This is a genomic window from Streptomyces paludis, assembly GCF_003344965.1.
GTDB lineage: Bacteria > Actinomycetota > Actinomycetes > Streptomycetales > Streptomycetaceae > Streptomyces > Streptomyces paludis.
This window is the reverse complement of sequence record NZ_CP031194.1, coordinates 4,440,552-4,458,001: the sequence shown is the minus strand read 5'-3', so window position 1 is coordinate 4,458,001 and position 17,450 is coordinate 4,440,552. Positions and strand designations below refer to the sequence as shown.

Annotated in this window: 13 protein-coding genes; 7 read left to right on the top strand and 6 right to left on the bottom strand. The window is 72.3% G+C overall.

The features are described from left to right. Positions 1-109: 109 nt before the first annotated feature. Complete coding sequence (locus tag DVK44_RS19815; RefSeq protein ID WP_114660850.1) at positions 110-1,540, bottom strand: transcriptional regulator; 1,431 nt, start codon at positions 1,538-1,540, stop codon at positions 110-112. Between the two features lie 478 nt (positions 1,541-2,018). Between DVK44_RS19815 and DVK44_RS19810 the strand changes: the two genes are divergently transcribed. From DVK44_RS19810 to DVK44_RS19800, 3 genes are read left to right on the top strand one after another with little or no spacing between them, the layout of a single operon-like run. Further along, positions 2,019-2,675, top strand: coding sequence for a bifunctional DNA primase/polymerase (locus tag DVK44_RS19810; RefSeq protein ID WP_181957652.1), 657 nt, complete (start codon positions 2,019-2,021; stop codon positions 2,673-2,675). Between the two features lie 45 nt (positions 2,676-2,720). Continuing rightward, positions 2,721-3,551, top strand: coding sequence for an ABC transporter ATP-binding protein (locus tag DVK44_RS19805; protein ID WP_162793971.1), 831 nt, complete (start codon positions 2,721-2,723; stop codon positions 3,549-3,551). Beyond that, the gene (locus DVK44_RS19800) at positions 3,548-5,251 is read left to right on the top strand and encodes a transporter (RefSeq protein WP_162793969.1); all 1,704 of its coding nucleotides are present in this window, start codon (positions 3,548-3,550) and stop codon (positions 5,249-5,251) included. The genes DVK44_RS19805 and DVK44_RS19800 overlap by 4 nt, the downstream gene beginning before the upstream one ends. Before the next feature lie 73 nt (positions 5,252-5,324). Here DVK44_RS19800 and DVK44_RS19795 read toward each other — a convergent pair whose 3' ends face one another. Next, on the bottom strand, positions 5,325-6,260 hold the full coding sequence (locus DVK44_RS19795) for an alpha/beta fold hydrolase (RefSeq protein ID WP_162793967.1): 936 nt from the start codon (positions 6,258-6,260) through the stop codon (positions 5,325-5,327). A 458-nt stretch (positions 6,261-6,718) separates the two neighbouring features. Next, the gene (locus tag DVK44_RS19790) at positions 6,719-7,414 is read right to left on the bottom strand and encodes a metal-dependent transcriptional regulator (RefSeq protein WP_114660848.1); all 696 of its coding nucleotides are present in this window, start codon (positions 7,412-7,414) and stop codon (positions 6,719-6,721) included. 174 nt (positions 7,415-7,588) lie between these two features. Between DVK44_RS19790 and DVK44_RS19785 the strand changes: the two genes are divergently transcribed. The 3 genes from DVK44_RS19785 (at position 7,589) to DVK44_RS19775 (ending at position 11,165) form a co-directional block, all read left to right on the top strand. Next, on the top strand, positions 7,589-8,344 hold the full coding sequence (locus DVK44_RS19785) for an SIS domain-containing protein (protein WP_114660847.1): 756 nt from the start codon (positions 7,589-7,591) through the stop codon (positions 8,342-8,344). A gap of 574 nt (positions 8,345-8,918) precedes the next feature. Then, positions 8,919-9,506: a carbonic anhydrase gene (locus DVK44_RS19780; RefSeq protein WP_114660846.1), complete on the top strand. Its 588-nt coding sequence runs from the start codon at positions 8,919-8,921 to the stop codon at positions 9,504-9,506. Positions 9,507-9,659: 153 nt separating this feature from the next. Beyond that, the gene (locus DVK44_RS19775; RefSeq protein ID WP_114660845.1) at positions 9,660-11,165 is read left to right on the top strand and encodes a SulP family inorganic anion transporter; all 1,506 of its coding nucleotides are present in this window, start codon (positions 9,660-9,662) and stop codon (positions 11,163-11,165) included. 77 nt (positions 11,166-11,242) lie between these two features. On the opposite strand, the gene DVK44_RS19770 is transcribed toward DVK44_RS19775, so the two are convergent. Continuing rightward, positions 11,243-12,874, bottom strand: a complete 1,632-nt coding sequence (locus DVK44_RS19770; protein WP_228447270.1) for a PAS domain-containing protein — start codon at positions 12,872-12,874, stop codon at positions 11,243-11,245. Positions 12,875-13,342: 468 nt separating this feature from the next. Beyond that, positions 13,343-13,981, bottom strand: a complete 639-nt coding sequence (pdxH, locus tag DVK44_RS19765) for a pyridoxamine 5'-phosphate oxidase (protein WP_228447269.1) — start codon at positions 13,979-13,981, stop codon at positions 13,343-13,345. Positions 13,982-14,364: 383 nt separating this feature from the next. Between pdxH and DVK44_RS19760 the strand changes: the two genes are divergently transcribed. Further along, positions 14,365-15,477 (top strand): citrate synthase 2, encoded by a 1,113-nt coding sequence (locus DVK44_RS19760; protein WP_114660843.1) that lies wholly within the window; start codon positions 14,365-14,367, stop codon positions 15,475-15,477. A gap of 80 nt (positions 15,478-15,557) precedes the next feature. Here the strand turns inward: DVK44_RS19760 and DVK44_RS19755 are convergent, their stop codons facing one another. Then, on the bottom strand, positions 15,558-17,402 hold the full coding sequence (locus DVK44_RS19755; RefSeq protein ID WP_114660842.1) for an AMP-binding protein: 1,845 nt from the start codon (positions 17,400-17,402) through the stop codon (positions 15,558-15,560). Positions 17,403-17,450: the final 48 nt, after the last annotated feature.

The window sequence follows — 17,450 nt, the reverse complement described above, 5'->3', positions numbered from 1 at the left end:
ACAGAGCCGCTCGACCACATACATCCGTTCCATAACAACTCACCCCTGCGACACGCCACCGTCAGAGATGAATTACGCCGCTGTGTCCCGTCCCGTCACCACCAAAAGTTCACGCGGCCTGAATCTCCAGCCGCGCCCCGAACTCCCGCACCGCGGGCTCGTCCCCGTACGGCTCCAGCCGCTGCTGGAGATCGTCGAGATACTCCGCGCCCCGGCTCGACCGCAGCGTCCCGAGCAGCTCCACCGCGCGTGTCCCCGTCTGGCACGCCTGCTCCACCTCGCGCTGCTGGACCTGTGCCGTGGCCAGCAGGACGAAGCCGATGGCGCGCCGGCGGGCCCGCGAGACGGGGTGGCCCGCCAGCGACTCGGCCGCGTACCGGGCGGAGATCTCGGGGCGGCCGAGGTCCCGGTAGCAGTGCGCCAGCTCGTCCGCGAGATAGGCGTGGTCGAAGTGCGCGATCCAGTCGGGATCGTCACCCGCCCCGGACCTGGACCCCGCGCCGCCGGAGCCGCCCGAGGCGCCTTCCCCGATGTCCCCCGCGTGCTCCAGCGCCGTGACCGCCCGGCCCACCACCAGCTCGCAGGTGTGGGCGTCGCCCATCAGCGCGTGTCCCCGGGCCTCCGCCGCGTAGAACATGGCCTGCGCGCGCGGGGTCACCTGCCCGCGGGTGCCCTCCTGCGCGGCCCGGGCCAGCTGCGCGATCTCCCGCGGATTGCCCAGCTGCGCCGCGAGATGGCTCATGGACGCGGCCAGTACATATCCTCCGTACCCCCGGTCGCCGGCGGCCTGGGCGAGCCGCAGCGCCTGGATGTAGTAGCGCTGGGCGAGGCCGGGCTGGCCGGTGTCGACCGCCATGTATCCCGCCAGCTCGGTGAGCCGGGAGACGGCCGCGAAGAGCCTGCGGCCGACCGGCTCCCGGTACGAACCGGCGAGCAGGCCCGCCACCACGCTGTTCAGATAGTGGACGACGACCGGCCGGACATGGCCGCTGCCGAAGCGGTGGTCGAGATCGATCAGCGCGCGCGTCATCGCCCGGACCGCGTCGACGTCCGAATCACCCACCCGCGCACCGGTGTTGCGCGCCACGGCCGGGTCCGCGCCGGTGATCAGCCAGTCCCGGCTGGGCTCGACGAGCGCGGAGGACGCCACCGCCGAGCCGGACAGGAAGTCGCGGCGGCCCACATCGCTCCGCCACAGCTCACAGACCTGCTCGATCGCGCCCATGACCGTCGGCGAGAACTGGAGGCCGACGCCCGAGGCCAGATTCTTCCCGTTCGCCATGCCGATCTCGTCGATCGTGACCGCGCGGCCCAGCTTGCGGCCGAGCGCCTCGGAGATGACGCCCGGGGCCCGGCCGCGCGGCTGCTGTCCGCGCAGCCAGCGGGCGACCGAGGTTTTGTCGTACCGCAGATCCAGTCCGCGTTCCGCTCCCACCATGTTGACGCGCCGGGCGAGCCCGGCGTTGGAGCACCCGGCTTCCTGAATGAGCGCCTGGAGCCGTTCGTTCGGCTGGCGCGCGACGAGTGGCCTGGCTGCCAATGGATACCCCCTGAAAGCCGCAGTGGTCGACTCAGTGATCACTGCCCGGCGAGTGTACGAAGAATGCGCATGTTCGGTAATAACGGAAAAATTCGATGACTTTACTGAAACTTCCTTCAAAGACGGCCGGTTGGCCTTGTGCTGCCCATATGTTGTCGGACCACCGGGGTTGGTTACCCGCGTACCGCTCCACTCCTTCCCGAGCGCCCCCGCACATGCCTCCATGCGCCCCATGTGCGGTACCGGCGCGGGGCGGTGCGCCTCCGCGCGCCCGTAACCGGCCGGGGCGGCGGGAGTTGTGCTCAGCGTGGAAGAGATCATCGCGGAGAAGACCATCAGGCACACCGGAACCACCGGAGCCGCCGGAGTCGGCGCGGCAGGTGGAGCAGCCGGCGGAGCGGGCAGGACCTCAGGAGCCCCCGGCGCCCGGGGAGTCACAGGCGTCCCGGGCGTCACGGGCGTCCCGGGTGCGGTACGGATCCCCGGGCAGCGGGGCGAATCGCTGCTGGACAGCGCGGTGCGGTACGCGGAGGAGCGGCACTGGGACGTGTTCCCGGGCACCTGGCTGGAGCCGACGACCGGCGGAGCGGGCGCGGCGGGCGGGGAGCGCTGCTCGTGCCGCCGCGCGGACTGCCCGGAGCCGGGGGCGCACGCGACGGGCCCCGACTGGGTGGGGCTCGCGACGGGGAGCGCGGTCTCCGCGCGCCGGCTGTGGACGGAGCGGCCGGACGCCTCGCTCCTGCTGCCCACGGGGCGCGGCTTCGACGCGCTGGAGGTCCCGGAGCTGGCCGGCTTCCTCGCGCTGGCGAGGATGGAGCGGCTGGGGGTGGCCCCCGGTCCGGTGACCCGCACGCCCGGCCGGCGCATGCTGTTCTTCGTACTGCCGGGCGCGGCGGCCAAGCTGGACGGGCTGGTACGGCAGTTGGGCTGGTCGCTCTCGTCGCTCGACCTCGTCGCGCGCGGCGAGGGCTGTTACGTGGCGGCGCCGCCGACCCGGGCGATCGGCGGCACGGTCCAGTGGGCCCGCCGGCCGACCCCGGCCAACCGCTGGCTGCCGGACGCCGAGGAGCTGATCAGCCCGCTGGCGTACGCGTGCGGACGCGAAGCCGCCGCGGAACGGGCACGCCGTACATAAGGTGGTCCTTCAGCTGTAAGGGACACCGAAAGGCAGTGCGCCGTCATGCCGGACCAGAACCAGGATCGGCCCCTCCCCTCCGAGCCCGCCGAGCCCGCGGTACATGTCGAGCCTGCGGTACGTGTAGAGGGGTTGTGGAAGCGCTTCGGCGGCCAGATCGCCGTCGCCGGGATCGATCTCGACCTGCCCGCGGGCCAGTTCGTCGGTCTGGTCGGCCCGAACGGCGCGGGGAAGACCACCACCCTCTCGATGGTGACCGGACTGCTCCGCCCCGATCAGGGACGGATCCGGGTCGCGGGCCACGACGTATGGCGCGACCCCGTGGCCGTCAAGGCGCGGATCGGGGTTCTCCCGGAGGGGCTGCGGCTCTTCGAGCGGCTCTCGGGGCGTGAACTCCTCGGCTACACCGGGCGGCTGCGGGGGCTGCCCGGCGCCGAGGTCGACAAGCGCGCCACCCAGCTCCTCGACGTACTCGACCTCGCGGGCGCGCAGCACAAGCTCGTCGTCGACTACTCGACCGGGATGCGGAAGAAGATCGGGCTGGCGGCGGCGCTGCTGCACAATCCCGAAGTCCTCTTCCTGGACGAGCCGTTCGAGGGCGTCGACCCGGTCTCCGCGCAGACCATCCGGAGCGTTCTGGAGCGGTACACGGACTCGGGCGCGACCGTCGTCTTCTCCAGCCATGTGATGGAGCTGGTCGAGTCGCTGTGCGACTGGGTCGCCGTGATGGCGGGCGGCCGGATCCGGGCGCAGGGCACGCTGGCGGAGGTACGGGGCGAAGCCGCGTCGCTCCAGAGCGCGTTCCTGGAGCTGGTGGGCGCGCGGGAGCGCGATACCGGCGAACGGCTGGACTGGCTGGGCGGCGGCGCCCGATGAGTGAGCCACGCACGCCGGACGCATCGCATACCCCCGCCGCGCCGGTCACGGCCGCGGCATCGCCCACACCCGCCACCCCCGCCGCCCCGGACTCCGCCCGCGCGCTCGCGCCCGTCTTCGTCCGGCTCAAGCTCTCCCTGCTGCGCAACGGGCTGCGCCAGTCGTCCGGACGCCGCGTCGTCTACGTGCTGGGCGCGATCGGCACGCTGCTCCTCGCGGCCGCGCAGCTGGCCGGCCTGGTCCTGCTGCGCGGCAGCACGCACGCGGGCACCCTGACCGTGCTGCTCACGGCCCTGCTCGCGCTGGGCTGGGCCGTGATGCCGCTGTTCTTCCCCAGCGGTGACGAGACGCTCGACCCGACCCGGCTCGTCATGCTGCCGCTGCGCCCGCGCCCGCTCGTCGGCGCGCTGCTCGCCGCGTCGCTGGTCGGCATCGGGCCCCTGTTCACGTTCCTCCTGCTGACCGGCTCGGCGGTGGCGACGGCGTACGGAGCGGCGGCGGTCGCCGTCGCGGTCGTCGCCGTCCCGCTGACGCTGCTGGTGTGCGTGGCGCTGGCGCGCGCCGTCGCGACAGCGAACATCCGGCTGCTGACCTCGCGCAAGGGCCGCGATCTGGCCGTACTGAGCGGGCTGGTGATCGCGATCGGCTTCCAGCTCGTCAACTTCGGCGCCCAGCGCCTCGGCGACGCGGGCGGCCTCGCGGCGCTCGATCCGGTGACGGAGACCGTACGGTGGCTGCCGCCCGCGTCGGCGATCGGCGCGGTGGAGTCGGCGAGCGAGGGCGCGTACGGGCGGGCGGCGGCCCAACTGCTGCTGTCGGCAGGCGCGCTGGCGGCGCTGCTGTACGCGTGGCGGCGGTCGCTGGTCAAGCTGATGACGGCCCCGGACAGTTCGACGCTCGCGACGGCCGGGCCGTCCCGGCGCGAGTCGGCGGCGGCCGGCCGGGGCGTGGGGATGGCGCGGCTGCTGTCCGGCGAGGGCCGTACGGGCGCGGTGGCCGGGCGGAGCCTGCGCTATGTGTGGCGCGATCCGAAGACGAAGGCGGCGTGGGTGACCGCGCTGGCGATCGGGCTGATCGTGCCGGTGTTCAACGCGCTCCAGGGCACGGGCACGATCTATCTGGCGTGCTTCGCGGCGGGCATGCTCGGCATCCAGATGTACAACCAGTTCGGCCAGGACACCTCGGCCTTCTGGATGGTCGCCCTGACGATCTCCTCGCCCCGGGACGCCTATCTGGAGCTGCGCGCCCGCGCGCTGGCCATGCTGGTGATCATCCTCCCGTACTCGACGCTGGTCACCGTCGTGACGGCGGCCGTGCTCGGTGACTGGCGGCCCCTGCCGGAGGCGCTCGGGCTCTCCTACGCGCTGCTCGGCGCGATGCTGGCGACGGGCGCGGTGGCCTCGGCCCGCTTCCCGTACTCGATACCGCAGGACAGCGGCTTCAAGAACGTCGTGCCGGGGCAGGCCGCGCTGGCCTGGATCTCCATCTTCGGCGGCATGCTGGGGGCCGCCCTGCTCTGCGCCCCGGTGCTCGGGCTCACGCTCTGGATCCACGCGGCGGGCGCGGCGGAGTGGTCGTCGCTGCTGCTGCCCGTCGGCGCGGTGTACGGCGCGCTGGTGGCCTGGGGCGGCCTGCGGCTGGCGGCCCCGCCGACGGCCTGGCGGCTGCCGGAGATCCTCACGGCGGTCAGCAAGGGCTGAGAGGCCGCGCGGGAACAGGTACGCGCGGGGCGCGGACAGGTACGAAGGGGGCGTGCGAGGGCAGGTGCGTACGTCAGGACCGCGCGGCGGCGACAACCCCGTCGAGGAACGGCTCTATCGCGGCCCGCCACGCGTCCGGCCGGTCGTAGTGCACGAGATGCCCGGCGTCGCTCACCTCCGCGTACTGCCCCTGGGGCAGTACGCGCACCATCTCCTGGGCCTCCGCCCGCCCCAGCTCGCCGTCGAGCCCCCGGACCACCAGGGTGGGGCAGCGGACATGCGCCAGCTCCTCCCAGTGCGCGTCATGCACCCAGGTCTCGCGGACGCTCAGCATCTGGCGGCGCGAGAACACCGGGGCCCAGCCGTCCGCCCGCTCGGCCATGACCTCCGCGAAGAACTCCCCGCGCGCGGGCGTGGGACGCTCCACCCAGGGGTCCTCCTCGCCGAACCACTTCCGTACGTCCGCGAGCGTCGCGAAGGGGACGGGCCAGGCGCGGAACCAGTCCCGCCACTCCCGCTGCGACGCGGCGCCCAGCGCGGACGCCCGCATATCGCTGATGACCAGGGCGCGCACCAGCTCCGGCCGCCGGGCGGCGAGCTGCCAGGCGGTGAGCGCGCCCATCGAGTGGCCGATCAGGGTGACCGGCGCGAGGCCGAGCTGCTCGATCGTGGCCTCGGCGTCCGCCACATACGCCTCGCGGGTGTACCGGCCGTCGGCCGGCTTGTCGCTGCGGCCGTGGCCCCGCTGGTCGAGGGCGACGGCGCGGTGCCGCCCGGCCAGCCAGCGGGCCGTACCGGCCCAGTGCGACGCGCGGCCCATCAGGCCGTGCAGCAGCAGAACGGCCGAATCCCGGCCGGGACCGCCCGACCCCGCGCTCATCGGCGCCGCGCCCGCCGGTCCCGTACGCGCCGGTCCCGTACGCGCCGGTCCCGCGCTCGTCGGATCGCTGAACTCCCAGGCGGCGAGGCGTACGCCGTCCGCTCCGGTCACATCAAGGCGCTGCTCCACTGTCCCGGCACCCCCTTCGGTCCTTCGGGTCCTGAGTCGGCCTCGGCCTCGGTCATTGGTCGTCGGTTCGCTGCACCATCCAGAGTATCGAACTCTTATTCGAAAACGGGGTTCTCGCCCTTAACACCCCTCGTTCGAGTGACCACCCCCTGGGATTGCCGGGCGTGGCCGAGGGGAGATCTTCTTCCGGGAGACGGGCCGCCCGGGGAGGGGCGGTCCGTGAAGGGGGGACGACCCCGGGCGCTCGGGGCCCCGGGTCGGCCAGAGGGGGGGAACGGGCTCCGGTGCCGCGCGTACGTACACGCACGGCACCGGGCCCGGCTCATCCGCCGGCCGAGCGGCCGGCCGCTCGGCTACTGCCTTCCGCCTACTGCCTACTGCCTTCCGTCTACTGCCTTCCGTCTACTGCCTTCCGTCTACTGCCTTCCGTCTACTGCCTTCCGTCTACTGCCTTCCGTCTACTGCTGCTTGGCGACGAAGACGTGCGACGCCACCTCGGACACCAGCTCCGCGGCCTCGCCGCTGCTGCCCACCAGCACCCCGCCCGGGGACTCCGTCACACTCACCACGGAGCCGGGCTGCACGCCCGCCCGCCGCAGCGTGTACATCAGCTGGGCGTCGGTCTGGATCGGCTCACCGATCCGCCGCACCACCACCGTCTTGCCCTCGGCGCCCGGGTCCAGATCGGCCAGGCTCACCATGCTCGCGTCGAGGAACGGATCCGCCTCGGTCTTCTCGCCCAGCTCCTCCAGGCCCGGGATCGGGTTCCCGTACGGCGACTCCGTCGGGTGCCGGAGCAGTTCGAGCACGCGCCGCTCGACCGCCTCGCTCATCACGTGCTCCCAGCGGCACGCCTCCGCGTGCACCTGCTCCCACTCCAGGCCGATCACATCGACCAGCAGGCACTCCGCGAGCCGGTGCTTGCGCATCACCCGCGTCGCCAGGCGGCGCCCTTCCTCCGTCAGCTCCAGGTGCCGGTCGCCCGCGACCTGCACCAGCCCGTCCCGCTCCATGCGGGCGACGGTCTGGCTGACCGTCGGACCGCTCTGATCGAGCCGCTCCGCGATCCGGGCGCGCATCGGTACCACGCCTTCCTCTTCCAGCTCAAGGATGGTGCGGAGGTACATCTCCGTGGTGTCGATCAGTCCGGACATACATGCCCCTCGATAAATCGTGCGCTGGCCCTGAGTCCAATTCTGACGCATACCACCGACAACCGTGCGGGGCCGGGAGAAGCGGTATTGACAGAGTAATGGTCCAGACCTCAACGTGATCCCTCGCACAGCCTCCCCGCACCGTCCCGGACCCCCACCCCGAAGGGCCTTCCGATGAGCGAGAGCAAGCTGGCCGACCGGTTCCTCGACGCCGCCATCGCGCTTCTCCGGCGGATACGGGACGAGGAGTCCGGCGCCATCGCGGCGGCCGGTACGGCTGTCGCGGACACCGTCGCCGCCGGGGGCCGGCTCTTCGCCTTCGGCGCCGGGCACTCCTCGCTCGCCGCCCAGGACGTCGTCTACCGGGCCGGCGGCTTCGCCGTCATGAACCTCCTCGCCGTGCCCGGCGCGGTCGGCGTCGACGTCGTACCCGCTCCTCTGGGGTCCGCGCTGGAGCGGGTCGAGGGGCTGGCCACCGCCGTACTCGACGCGGGACCGGCCACCGCCGGGGACCTGCTGGTGATCGTCTCCCTCTCCGGGCGCAACGCGCTGCCCGTCGAGATGGCCCTGCACGCGCGGGCGTTGGGGCTGACGGTCATCGGAGTGACGTCCGTGGCGTACGCGGCGGAGACGGAGTCCCGGCACCGTACCGGCACCTTCCTCAAGGACCACTGCGATGTCGTGCTCGACAGCGGGATAGCCGTCGGGGACGCGGAGCTGACGGCCGACGGTATCGGGACACCGTTCGCGCCCGCCTCCACGGTCGTCACGAGCGCGCTGATGCAGGCGATGATGGCGACCGCCGCCGGGGTGCTCGCGGAGCGCGGTATCGAGCCGCCCTTGCTGCGTTCCGGCAATGTCGACGGCGGACCGGAGTGGAATGTCCGCATCATGGACGAAAACCGCGACCGAATATTCTATCGTCACTGAGAACGCCCGCCCGAATGGCCATCGGGCGCACCACCAGAATCGCCACTCAGAGCGATCCTCGAACGCGCGCACGCCTCTGACCTGACACTTTGCGTCACCGCGAAGCTACGTGGCGGAATATTGATCTTTCATCAGAAGGTAATGTGTGAGTAAAGTACTGGAAGCTGCGGTGCCGCATTATGAATGCCGTCCGCAAGCCAAGTGCACTACTCCGCAAGGGAAAGGGCGAGCAGCGGTGAGACACCGAGCGGACCGCGCGTACCACGTCAGACGCGGCACCACCGCGGCCTGACCGGAAATTCCGGGCGACCGCGCGCGGGCCTCGCCCCAACTGCCGCGATCCGGCAGGACGCGATGGCCCCTCACGCGCCCGTCCGGCCGTCCGTACGTCGGTCGGTCGGTCCGTACGTCGGTCGGTCCGTACTTACGTACGTCCTTCTCGCGTCTCCTCGCGCTCTCCCCAGTTCGCCGCGCCCCTCCGTGGCCCGGCGCGTCTCGACGCACCACGTTCCACCCCCCACTGACCGACCACACCGCGCCCCGGCGAGCCCGGGAGTGCAGGAGGCAGGCCATCATGAAGTCAACCCTCATCGACAACGCCCGCGCGTTCTCCATACAGGTGGCGGAGCAGCGCCCCGAGGAGTTCCGCGATCTCGCGGCCGGACAGACCCCGGAAGCGCTGTTCATCACCTGCTCGGACTCCCGCGTCATCCCCTCCCTCATCACCGGCGCCCGCCCCGGCGAGCTGTTCGAGCTGCGGACGGCGGGCAACATCGTCCCTCCGTACGATGCCCGGCGGCCCAGCGGTGAGGCCGCCACCATCGAGTACGCGCTGCGCGTCCTCGAAGTCCGTGACCTGGTCGTCTGCGGACATTCGCACTGCGGCGCCGTGGGCGCCCTCGTGCGCGGGGAGGACCTGTCGGCGGTGCCCGCCGTGCGCCGCTGGCTGAGCCTCGGCGTCCCCTCGCTGCCCCCGGGCGATCTCGCCCAGGCCGTACGGCACCACGCGGCGGCCCAGCTGACGACCCTGCGCGGCTATCCCGCCGTACGGGAGCGGCTCGCCGACGGCAGGCTCGCGCTGCACGCCTGGTACTACGAAGTGGACACCGGCGCCGTCAGCGCCCACCGTCCCGAGCTGGACGGGGAGTTCAGACCGCTGTGAGCACGTCCCGCGGTCTCGCCCTCTCTCCCCCGTCACCCTCGTCCGCCGCGCCGCGCGCGCTCGGACCCCACAGCTAGGACGGCCTCCGTCATGCCTTCCATGCCCTCCAAGCCATCCGAATCCTCCAAGCCATCCAAGCCCGCCAAATCCTCCATGTCCGCCTACGCTCCACTGAAGGACCGCGTGGTCCTGCGGCGCGACATCCTCGCGTCCCTCGTCGTCTTCCTCGTCGCCCTCCCCCTCTGTGTGGGCGTCGCCGTCGCCTCCGGGGTCCCCGCCGAACTCGGGCTGGTCACCGGTATCGTCGGCGGGCTTCTCGTCGGCTGTCTGCCCGGCAGCTCGCTCCAGGTCAGCGGCCCGGCGGCCGGGCTGACCGTCCTCGTGTACGAAGCGGTCAAGGAGTTCGGGCTCGGCACGCTCGGCGCCATCGTCCTCGTCTCCGGACTGCTCCAACTCGCCCTCGGCGCCCTCGGCTTCGGCCGCTGGTTCCGGGCCATCTCGGTCGCCGTCGTGCAGGGGATGCTGGCCGGCATCGGGCTCGTACTGATCCTCGGGCAGTTGTACGCGATGGCCGACACCGCGCAGCCGTCCGGCGGGCTCGGCAAGCTCGGCGGGCTGCTCGAACTCGCCGTCGCCGTCATCACGGACGGCTCGGCGCTGACCCCGTTCCTCATCGGCGCAGGCACCATCGCCGTTCTCGTCCTCTGGCCCCGCTTCCCGGCCCGCGTCCGGGTCGTGCCGGGGCCGCTGGCGGCGGTCGCGCTCGCCACCGGGGTCGTCCTCCTGCTGGATCTGTCCGTCGCGAAGGTCGAGGTCCAGGGGCTGCTGGAGTCGGTCCGGCCGCCCGGGCTCGACGACTTCGGGCGGCTCGGCACGGTCGCCGCAATCGGCACCGTGCTCGCCTTCACCCTCATCGCCTCGGCGGAGAGCCTGTTCAGCGCCGCCGCCGTCGACCGGATGCACGACGGGCCGCGCACCGACTACAACAAGGAGCTGATGGCGCAGGGCGTCGGCAACACCGTCTGCGGGGCGCTCGGCGCGCTGCCGATGACCGCCGTCATCGTGCGCAGCTCCGCCAACGTCCGGGCGGGCGCCCGTACTCCGCTCTCCCGCGTCCTGCACGGCCTGTGGCTGCTGCTGTTCGCCGCGCTGCTCCCGGCGGCGATCGGGGTCATCCCGCTGGCCGCGCTCGCGGGCATCCTCGTCCACGCGGGCTGCAAGCTCGTCCCCGTAAGGGAGTTGGCGCCGCTGTGGCGCGAACACCGGGGCGAGGCCGTGATCCTGGTCGTCACCGCGCTGGCGATCCTGGTCACCAACCTCTTCGAGGGCGTGGTGCTGGGGCTGCTCCTCGCGGTCGTGAAGACCGCGTGGGAGATCTCCCACCTCCATGTCGACGTCCGCGAACTCACCGGCGGGCGCATGGTGGTGACGATCACCGGGAACGCGACGTTCCTGCGGCTGCCCCGGACGATGGAGCAGCTGGAGGAGCTGCCGAAGGACCGGCCGATCGAGCTGGACCTCTCCGGGCTGCGCCATGTCGACCACGCGTGCCGGGTCGCCCTGGAGAACTGGGCACTGCGGCACAACGACCGGGGTACGGAGCCGGTGACCATGCGCCCGCCGATGGTCGGCAACGGGCAGAAGAGCAACGGGGGTTGACGGTGGCCAACGGGAGTTCCTGAACGGACGGATTCCTGAACGGACGGAGTGGGTCGTACGGTCGTCGGCCGTACGGCTCACTCCGGTCCGGTCGTGGCTGGACCCGTGCCTGGACCTGTGCCCGGACCCGCGCCCGCCCCGGGCAGCAGCGCGGAGAGGTCCAGGCAGGCCGCCATCCGCATCGTGACCTCCTCCGCGTACGCCGCGTCCGGCCGCTCGAAGGCCGGGCGGCTGGCGCCCCGGAGGAAGGTCACCACGCCCAGCGAGCGGCCCCGGCAGCGCAGCACCGTGCACAGCGCGTGCACGGTGTCCGGCGGCCACTGCCGCGCACTCGCCCACTGCGGGGACGGTACGGGGACGGAGCCGGAGCCGGTGCCGGTGCCGCTATTACCGGAGCCGCTACCGGGCGCGGGCTGTCCGTAAGCCCCGCCGCCCTTGCTCGCCCCGTCAGACACACCCGCCGCGCCCGCCGCGCCCTTCGCCGCCCTCGCCACAGCCGGAGCGGTCGCCCGGACCGAGCCCGCCCGGTCCATCGCCTGGAGCGCCGGATGCGTCGGCGCGTACCGCACCGGTATCCCGCCCGCCTCGGCCGGGGTGCTCGGTCCCGCCGCGTCGCCGGGCGGCGTCGCCAGCGTACGTACCAGCCGTACGGGCACGTCCGGGTCCTGCCCGGCCACCAGATCGACCAGCGCGTGGTCCGCGAACCCCGCCAGCGCGAAGTCCAGATGGACCGCCGCTGCCTCCATCGGGTCCTCGCACTCGGCGGCGGCCCGGCCCGCCCGGTGCAGCTGACTGGCGCGGAACCGCAGCCGGTCGGCGCTCTGCGCGGCGAGCTTCGTCTCGGTGATGTCCTGGAACATCCAGCCCACGCCCAGCGGTACGGGCTCCTCCGCCAGCGGCGACGCCAGCCGCAGAAACCCGGAGCGCCAGCAGCGCCGGGCGCGCCGGTCGCCGTCCGGGGTGCTGACCGTCACCCACAGCTCGGCGAGCGCGCTGGGCGCGCCGCCCGACAGCACATGGTGGAGGGCCGCCTCCAGCTCCTCGACGCCCTGCGTGAGCAGCTCGGCCAGCGGCCGTCCCAGCAGCGCGGCGCGCCCGCCCTCCGCGCTCCCCGCGCTCGCCGTGGCACCGAACGCGCGGGCCGCGTGGGTGTTGACGACGGTCGGCCGCAGATCGACGTCCACGAGCACGACACCCCAGCCGGCGTCCTCGAACAGCGCTTCGCTCAGCGCGATGGAGCGCTCCAGGTCTATCTGTTCGTGGACCTCGCTGAAGGCGCTGTAGACCCCGGCGGGTCTGCCGCCCGGGCCGCGCATCCCGGTCGACTGGGTCCGGATGAGCACCCGGCCGCCGTCCTTGCGCAGCAGCGCGAACTCGTCGACCTGCCGCCCCGGCGCGTCCATCGCGGCCATCAGCCGGTCCCGCACCTCGTCCGCGTCGGCGGTGCGCACGGCCCAGCCGGCGAAGCCGTGCCGTCCGACGGCCTCCCCGGCCGTCCAGCCGAGTATCCGCTCGGCCTCGCGGTTCCAGTGGGTGATCACACCGTCGGCGTCGAAGGCGCAGAGGGCCGCGTCCATGCCGTCGAGCAGGGCGGCGAGCAGATCGGACCCGCTCCCGTCCTGGCCCGGGTCCTGGTCGTGGTCCGGATCATGGTCCGGCTCCGGACCCGGTCCGGGCGCGTCGGTCGTCTCGCTCCGAGAAGCACTCATGGCTGGCACCCCCTGCGTGACTCCTACTGTGCACGCTCGATCATTCAACTTGAACGTGACCCAGCACACACAAGGTTCCCCGAAAACAGGGTGTTCAACAAATCTCAATAATTCACTTGAGCCGCTCCGGAGACGCGCCTAGCGTGTGTCGCACACCGAAAGGAGGTGATCGGACCGATGTACTCAGTCCGGACCAGTGAGGTGGCTGCGGGCTAACGGCCCGCCGTCGTACTCCAGCAGTGCTCGGCCGGGTCGAAGGCCGAAATCCCAGCAGTCACCGCCCCGCAGGCTCGCCGGTAAGTCCGGCCGGCTCCTCTCCGGAGGAACCAGAGCCTGCGGGGTTCTGCTGTTTCTACGGCTTTCTGCGGCTTTCCGAAGCTTTCTACGACCCGCAGATTTCTCGCAGTTTTACGGGCAGATCACGGTGGTCCTGGCAGCGCGCGGGACTACGCCGGCCAGATCGCCGGGCTACGGGCAGAGCCGTTCGACACGCCAGCCCGGCCGCCCGTGCGGGCCCTCGCCACGTACGTACCGGAGCCGGTCATGCAGTCGGTTCTCGTGGCCCTGCCAGAACTCGGCGGTGTCCGGGGTGATCCGGAAGCCGCCCCAGTGCGGCGGCACCGGGACCTGCTCGCCCTCCGGGTAGCGGGCGGCCAGCTCCTCGTAGCGGCGCAGCAGCACCTCGCGCGAGGCGACGGCCGTGGACTGGTCGCTGGCCCAGGCGCCGAGCTGGGAGCCGTGCGGCCGGGTCCGGAAGTACGCGGCCGTCTCGTCCCGGCCGACCCTGGCGGCCGTGCCCGTCACGGAGATCTGCCGGGCGAGCGGGTGCCAGGGGAAGAGCAGCGCGACATGCGGGTTGGCGGTCAGTTCGCGGCCCTTGCGGGACGTGTAGTTCGTGAAGAAGACGAAGCCGCGCTCGTCGAACCGCTTCAGCAGCACCGTGCGCGAGGACGGCCGGCCGTCGCGGGCGGCCGTCGAGACGACCATGGCGTTCGGCTCGGGGAGTCCGGCGGCCACGGCGTCCTCGAACCAGCGGGCGAACTGGTCCATCGGAGTGATGGCGAGGTCGTCCTCCAGCAGCGGGAGGGAGCGGTAGTGCTCGCGCATGGCAGCCGGATCGGTTACTGGATCAGTTGAATGGGGAGCGCCGGGAGGGACGGACGAGACACGGGAATCGAGGGGAACGGGACTATCAGCGGGATCACCCGGGGTGTCGTGAGGCACGGGTGCCATCCTGCCGCAGGGCCGAGTTTGCCCCGCACCGAGTGCCGCCAATCCTTCCGGCCACCGGTCCGTGGCGATCGGGTGCTGTGCCGGTTATCACCCGGTCCTCACCCTGTCGTGACGCTTCCGCCACCCACCCACCACGGGCTATCGTTCCCACCCGCCGGGGTCATTTGCGGCACCGCGTGCCGCCTTTCCGTACGTACGTGTCACCGCGTGCCAACATCCGGACCCCGCCCGCTGATCCGATGCCGAGGAGCCGCCCGATGCCCGCCTCCGACACCTCCTTCGTCCCTGGCCTCGAAGGGGTCGTGGCGTTCGAGACCGAGATCGCCGAACCCGACAAGGAAGGCGGCGCGCTCCGCTACCGGGGCGTCGACATCGAGGACCTGGTCGGGCAGGTGTCCTTCGGCAATGTGTGGGGGCTCCTGGTCGACGGGGCGTTCGCCCCCGGCCTGCCGCCCGCCGAGCCCTTCCCCATCCCCGTCCACTCCGGGGACATCCGCGTCGACGTGCAGTCCGCGCTGGCGATGCTCGCACCCGTATGGGGACTGCGTCCCCTCCTCGACATCGACGAGCCCACCGCCCGCGACAACCTGGCGCGCGCCGCCGTGATGGCGCTGTCGTACGTGGCGCAGTCGGCGCGTGGGCAGGGGCTGCCGATGGTGCCGCAGCGGGAGATCGACAAGGCGGGGTCCGTCGTCGAGCGCTTCATGATCCGCTGGCGCGGCGAGCCGGACCCGCGCCATGTGAAGGCCGTGGACGCGTACTGGACGTCCGCCGCCGAGCACGGCATGAACGCCTCCACCTTCACCGCGCGCGTCATCGCCTCCACGGGCGCCGATGTCGCCGCCGCCCTCTCGGGCGCGGTCGGCGCGATGTCAGGACCGCTGCACGGCGGCGCGCCCTCGCGGGTCCTCGGCATGATCGAGGAGATCGAGCGCACCGGCGACGCGACGGCGTACGTCCGGCAGGCCCTCGACAAGGGCGAGCGCCTGATGGGCTTCGGCCACCGCGTCTACCGCGCCGAGGACCCCCGGGCGCGGGTGCTGCGCCGTACCGCACGGGAGCTGGCGGCGCCGCGCTTCGAGGTCGCGGAGGCGCTCGAAAAGGCCGCGCTGGAGGAGCTGCACGCGCGCAGGCCGGACCGGGTCCTGGCCACGAACGTGGAGTTCTGGGCCGCCATCGTGCTGGACTTCGCGGAGGTACCGGCGCACATGTTCACCTCCATGTTCACCTGCGCCCGTACGGCGGGCTGGTCCGCGCACATCCTCGAACAGAAGCGCACGGGACGCCTCGTACGCCCGTCGGCGCGCTATGTGGGCCCGGGGACAAGGGACCCGCGCGAGGTCGAGGGGTACGACGCGATCGCGTCCTAGCGGGGGCGGGGGCGGGGTCTCGGGGTTGGGGGTGAGGGGGCGCGTTCCCTCCTCGCCCCCACACCGCTACCCGCTACCTGCTACCTGGCCTCCCAGCCGATCTCCCGCCCGTACTCCCAGGTGTTGCCCGGGCTCCCCCACAGGCTGCCGCCGGTGCTCCCGGTCCGGGCGCCCCGCGCACGGTCGCGCGCCTCGCGGTCCCGCAGCTCGCGCCGGAGGATCTTGCCGGACGCGGCGCGCGGTACGGAGCCGATGAACTCGACCCGGCGCACCTTCTTGTACGGCGCGACGTGCTCCGCGACGAAGGTCATGACCTGCTCCCCGGTCAGCGCCTCCGTACCGGGCTGCCGGACGATGTACGCCATCGGCACCTCGCCTTGGTCTTCGCCTGCTTCGTCGGCCGCCTCTCCCTCGCGCTCGCCCCCGTTGGCCCGTACCCCGATCACCGCCGCGTCCGCGATGGCGTCGTGCGAGATCAGCAGCGCCTCCAGTTCGGCGGGCGCGATCCGGCGGCCCCGGTGGGTGATCAGCTCCGCCACCCGGTCCACCACGTGGAGCCAGCCGTCCTCGTCGGCGCGCCCGATGTCGCCGGTGTGCACCCATCCGTCGCTGTCGATCACGGCGGCGGTGGCGGCGGTCGCCTCCGGCCCGCCGAGGTAGCCCTTCATGACCTGCGGGCCGCGCAGGAGGATCTCGCCTTCGGCCCCGGTCCTGTCCCCCTCGCCCATTCCGGCGAGCGGGACGATCCGCATCTCGGTGCCGGGCAGCAGCTTCCCGACGGTGCCCGGCGGCGGCTCCACGGCGGACGGCGGCACCACATGCGTGCCGGTCGCCAGCTCCGTCAGCCCGTACGTCTGCCGTACGGCCGGCAGCCCCAGCCGGGCCGCGCACGCGGCGGCGAGCCGGGCGTCGAGCGGGGCGGCGGCGCTGAGGACGTACTCCACCGAGGAGAGGTCGTGCTGTGTGACGGACGGGTGCCTGGCCAGCGCGAGGACGATGGACGGGGCCACGTACAGGCCGCTGACCCGGTACTTCTCGATGGCCCGCAGAAACTGGTCGAGGTCGAAGCGCGGCAGCACGACCACGGTCGCGCCGTGCCGCAGCGGCGCGTTCAGCAGCGCGGTCAGCCCGTAGATGTGGAAGAACGGCAGCACGGCGAGGACCCGGTCGCCGGGTCTGACGGGGAGGAACGGCGCGAGCTGCGCCAGATTCGTGGCGAGCGAACGGTGGGTGAGGATGACGCCCTTGGGGGTGCCGGTGGTACCGGCGGAGTAAGGGAGGGCGGCGATGTCCTCGCCGGGACTGATGACAACGTCGGGGGCGGTGGCGGCCTCGGAGCTGTCAGGTGTCAACGACGGCTCGCGAAGCGGTCGGCGGAGCGGTCCGCGCGCCAGATCCAGCACCGACCGGTGCCCCGTCACCCGGTCGCAGACGAAGATCTCCTCGATCCCGCCGACCAACTCCGCAGAGCGGCGCGCCACTTCGAGCAGCGGCGCGACCGTCACGATCCAGCGGGCGGCGGAGTTCCGTAACCGCGCGGCGAGTTCCTCCGCCGTCACCAGCGGATGGATGGTGGTGACGGCCGCCCCGGCGCGCGTCGCCGCGTAGAAGACCATGGGGTACGCAACGGAGTTGGGGCTGTGCAGGGCGAGCACATCGCCCTTGCGCACACCCGCGTCAACGAGGGCGGCGGCGAGCCGGCGGTGGGCGGTGTCGAGCTGGGCGTAGGTGGTGGTCGTACCGTTCGTGCCGTCGATGAGCGCGACGGAGTCGCCGTATGCGGCGGCCCGGCCGAGCACGGCCTCGTGGATGGGGAGGTCGAGGACGGGCACATCGGCGTACTCGCTGCGGAACACCGTCTCGCTGTGGAATTCACTGCTGAACTCGCTGCGGAACTCGCTTGGGAACTCGCTGTGGAACACCATGGGGCGACCCCTTCGACGCGATGCATCAGGCGCTGCGTGACCGCCAAT

What these genes read in the sequence shown, in the direction of transcription:
- DVK44_RS19805 (WP_162793971.1), top strand. Translation starts at nt 2,721, where the DNA reads ATGCCGGACCAGAACCAGGATCGGCCCCTCCCCTCCGAGCCCGCCGAG.
- DVK44_RS19800 (WP_162793969.1), top strand. Translation starts at nt 3,548, where the DNA reads ATGAGTGAGCCACGCACGCCGGACGCATCGCATACCCCCGCCGCGCCG.
- DVK44_RS19790 (WP_114660848.1), bottom strand. Translation starts at nt 7,414, where the DNA reads ATGTCCGGACTGATCGACACCACGGAGATGTACCTCCGCACCATCCTT.
- DVK44_RS19785 (WP_114660847.1), top strand. Translation starts at nt 7,589, where the DNA reads ATGAGCGAGAGCAAGCTGGCCGACCGGTTCCTCGACGCCGCCATCGCG.
- DVK44_RS19780 (WP_114660846.1), top strand. Translation starts at nt 8,919, where the DNA reads ATGAAGTCAACCCTCATCGACAACGCCCGCGCGTTCTCCATACAGGTG.
- DVK44_RS19775 (WP_114660845.1), top strand. Translation starts at nt 9,660, where the DNA reads ATGTCCGCCTACGCTCCACTGAAGGACCGCGTGGTCCTGCGGCGCGAC.
- DVK44_RS19770 (WP_228447270.1), bottom strand. Translation starts at nt 12,874, where the DNA reads ATGAGTGCTTCTCGGAGCGAGACGACCGACGCGCCCGGACCGGGTCCG.
- pdxH (WP_228447269.1), bottom strand. Translation starts at nt 13,981, where the DNA reads ATGCGCGAGCACTACCGCTCCCTCCCGCTGCTGGAGGACGACCTCGCC.
- DVK44_RS19760 (WP_114660843.1), top strand. Translation starts at nt 14,365, where the DNA reads ATGCCCGCCTCCGACACCTCCTTCGTCCCTGGCCTCGAAGGGGTCGTG.
- DVK44_RS19755 (WP_114660842.1), bottom strand. Translation starts at nt 17,402, where the DNA reads ATGGTGTTCCACAGCGAGTTCCCAAGCGAGTTCCGCAGCGAGTTCAGC.